The sequence below is a fragment of the Amycolatopsis rhizosphaerae genome, from assembly GCF_007713715.1.
Classification (GTDB): Bacteria; Actinomycetota; Actinomycetes; order Mycobacteriales; family Pseudonocardiaceae; genus Amycolatopsis_E; species Amycolatopsis_E rhizosphaerae.
Genome location: NZ_VJWX01000632.1, coordinates 1 through 3,589 on the forward strand (window position 1 = coordinate 1; position 3,589 = coordinate 3,589).

A 3,589-nucleotide genomic window follows, 5' to 3' on the forward strand; every position below is an offset into this window, starting at 1 on the left:
CCTCTGCGCGCGACTCGAACAGGAAGGATGGCTCGTGGCCACCGGACGCTGTCCCGAAGTGGACAGCGCGCCGCCCGCGTGGGCGTGGGTCGAGGCGCTGCGCAAAGTGGCCGTCAGCGTTCCTTCGGGTGAGTTCGCGGACGACCTGGCGCCGCTGCTCTCCGACTCCGCACCGGTGGACGGCGACGCGGTGGCCGGGCGGTTCCGGCTGCGGCAGGCCGTGTGGAACTGGCTCGCGACGGCCGCCGCCCGCCGGCCTGTCGCCGTCGTCCTCGACGACCTCCACTGGGCGGACGCCGCCACGCTGGAACTGCTCGGCGGCGGCATCGGCGTACGGGCCCCGATCTTGGTCGTCGCGGCGTACCGCGGGGACGAGAGCGAGCGCCTCACCGAAACGCTCGGGTCCCTCGCCCGCACCGCACCCCTCCGGCTGGACCTGCCCGGGCTGGAAGGCGACGCCGTCGCGAAGCTCGTACGCGCCGAGTGCGAGGCCGACGACGCGACCGTGGCCGGGATCGCCGAACGGACCGGCGGCAACCCGTTCTACGTGCGGGAGAGCGCGCGGCTGCTGAGCGGCGAGGGCGCGCTGGTCGCGCTCTCCGAGGTCCCCGAGGGCGTACGGGATGTGTTGCGGCGCCGGCTGGCAAGGCTCCCCGAGAGCAGCGTGTCCGTCCTGCGGCTGGCGGCGGTGGCCGGCCGGGAAAGCTCGGTGGACGTGCTCGTGCGGGCCGCCGACTCCGACGAGGAAGGCGTGCTGGACGCACTGGACGCGGGCGTCATCGCCGGGCTGCTCGACGAGCCGGGGCCCGGGCGCGTCCGGTTCGTTCACGCGCTGGTCAGGGACACGCTGGTCGCCGACGTCAGCAGGTTGCGGGCCACCAGGATGCACGCCCGGATCGCCGCCGCCCTGGAGGGCACCGGCGACGTCGGGGCCCTTGCCCATCACTATGCGCGGGCCGGATCACCGAAGGCCGTCGCCTATTGCGTGCGGGCCGCCGAGCTGGCCGAGGCGCGCTACGCCCACGACGTGGCGGTCGCGCTCCTCACCGACGCCGTCGCCAACTCGAGCGAACCGGACGAGCGCATCGACCTGCTCGGCAGGCTGATGCGCGCGCAGATCAGGGCCGGGGCCGTCGCTGCCGCCAGGGGCACGCGCGAGCAGGCCGTGGAGTACGCCGAGTCGATCGGCCGCGACGACCTGATGATCGCCGCGTTCACCGCCTGGACCGAACCCACCACCTGGCAGGCCCGCACATACGGCACGGTCGACCGTCCCATCGTCGACCGCCTCAGCCGTCTGCTCAAGCGGACCGGCCTGGCCCCCGACGTGCGGTCCCGCCTCCTCACCGCATACGCCGATGAGCTGGTGGGCGAGGACGATCCGACGGTCATGGCGGCGGCGCGGGAAGCACTCGACCTCGCCACGGATCCCCGCCTCCGGGCCGCGGCGCTCCTGGTCCTCGGCCGCGACCCCGGGCGGGAGGAGTACTCCCGCGAGCTGGTGGAGATCGGCGTCGAGCACGACCTGCCCGTCTACCGCGTGACCGGGCTGCTCAACCAGGCCACGAACGCCGCCGCGGCCAACGACCCGGCGACCACGCGACGCGTGACCGGGGAGGCGCTCGACTTCGCCCGCGCCTACCGGTTGCCGGAGGCGATCGCCGTCGCCGAGATCTCGCTGGCGACCCTGGTGCTCATCGAGGGCCGGTTCGCCGACGCCGAGCGCCTCTACGTCGAGGCCACCGAACGCATGGAACGCGCCGGATCGGTGCACGCTGGCTTCATCGGCCTCGCGCTGGCGGCGATCTGGCTGAACGACGGCACGCTCGGCGACCACCTGGACGACGTGCGCGCCCTCCACGAGGCGTTCGGCCCGATGGCCACCGACCTGCTCGCACTCGCCCTCCACGCCACCGGCCGCAGCGACGAGGCACGCCGGGTCCGCAGGTCACCGAGCCCGATCCGGCCCGACTTCTTCTTCACCTTCCTGACCTGCCTGCGCGCGATGGCGATCGTCGCGCTGAACGACCGTGATGCGGCCGAGGAGATCTACGCGGACCTGCTCCCCCACCGCGACGGTCCCCCGGCCGGGGCGGTGAGCCTGTCGCTGGCCCTGCGTCCGGTCGCCCACACGCTCGGCGAAGTCGCCCTCCTCCTCGGCCGCACCGACGAGGCCGCCGACCACTTCGCCCGAGCCGCCGCCATCGCGGACCGGTGGAACGCCCCCCACTGGGCCGCCGAAGCCCGAACACACCATTTCGCACCGGCGGCGGACCTCAGCAGATAGCCCTTGGCGGGAGCGGTCACCTGCTCGAAGAGGAACCGCTGATCTCCACGTGTCAGCAGGACCGCGGTGGTCGTGCCCCCGTAGTCGACGGTCACGCAACCTTCGCCGTGTTCCGGGTGGTGCAGGAGCAAGCGGTAGCCGCCGTCGACCGCTTCGACCGACATCGGCGGCGCCGCGCAGGGGACGGCACCGCCACCCGCGTCGGCTCAGCCGTGTTCCCGCAGCCCCTCAGTCAGCGGCCATTCGGCGGTATCTCGAACAGCCTGGCCACCTCGCCCAGGTCCCGGCGTCGTACGGCGAGCTCAAGTTGCCCACCGTGCATCCCATAGACCAACACAACATCCGTACGGAGCAGTCGGAGCCGCTCCCAGGCACTCCGCCGTCGCGTCACCCGCGGCGTTGCCACCCGGTACTCCAGGTCCCTCACCCGCGATCGGAGCCGCGGCGACCAGCGTGCGCAGGCGCGGGACACCACCAGCCTGCCGACCTGCCATCGCGGCAACCCTCCATCAGCCCACCGCAGCGCACACCTCAGCCGGATCTCCCCACCCGACTCAAAGGCCTGCCGACGCTTCCGCGACACACGTTCGAGCCGCCAACGGGAATCACGGTCGGAGGATAGGGTGCCGATCGACGAACCCAGCAGGTCGCCGAGAACGTCATCCCACATCCCGCAAAGCTACCCGCAACCGCGAAGACAAACGGCCTCCCGCGGCCCAGGCACCGCCGTGGCCCCGGCATCGGCGGTCGACACCGGACAGGAGCAAGATCTGCCTCGGACACGAAAAAACCGCTCTGACCTGTGTCAGAGCGGCTCATCGGACCGTGGCCAGGGCCGGGGTCGAACCGGCGACCTTCCGCTTTTCAGGCGGACGCTCATACCAACTGAGCTACCTGGCCGGAAACGCCGGCTACGTGCCAGACGCTGTTGCGACCCTGACGGGACTCGAACCCGCGACCTTCGCCGTGACAGGGCGACGCGCTAACCAACTGCGCCACAGGGCCTTGCTTTGTACTGCGTACTCCCAACGGGATTCGAACCCGCGTTGCCGCCTTGAAAGGGCGGAGTCCTAGGCCGCTGGACGATGGGAGCTCGATCGATTTCGGCGAACCGACCGACCGCGCTCTCAGGTCCCCCCGGGAGCGATTACAAGCATAGGGCATGCCGTCAGGGCGTTCCAAGGGGGTATCCCTTAAGCCTCGAACAGGGCCCCCACCTGCACAGATACCCTCAAGCTACCCCCCTCGGCGGGCCGTTTCAGCGCCAAACCCACGACTGTGTGGCCGGTCACTCTTTTGTGA

General features: G+C 71.4%; 1 protein-coding gene and 3 tRNA genes. 1 reads left to right on the forward strand and 3 read right to left on the reverse strand.

Going from position 1 to position 3,589, the window contains the following annotated elements; translation table 11 throughout:
- Positions 1-2,287 (forward strand): ATP-binding protein (locus FNH05_RS34550; protein ID WP_144593056.1); only part of this gene is annotated, 2,287 nt, incomplete at its 5' end.
- A gap of 826 nt (positions 2,288-3,113) precedes the next feature.
- Here the strand turns inward: FNH05_RS34550 and FNH05_RS34555 are convergent.
- The 3 genes from FNH05_RS34555 to FNH05_RS34565 form a co-directional block, all read right to left on the reverse strand.
- Positions 3,114-3,187 (reverse strand) — tRNA-Phe (locus tag FNH05_RS34555).
- 31 nt (positions 3,188-3,218) lie between these two features.
- Positions 3,219-3,292 (reverse strand) — tRNA-Asp (locus FNH05_RS34560).
- A gap of 15 nt (positions 3,293-3,307) precedes the next feature.
- Positions 3,308-3,380, reverse strand: a tRNA-Glu gene (locus FNH05_RS34565).
- Positions 3,381-3,589: the final 209 nt, after the last annotated feature.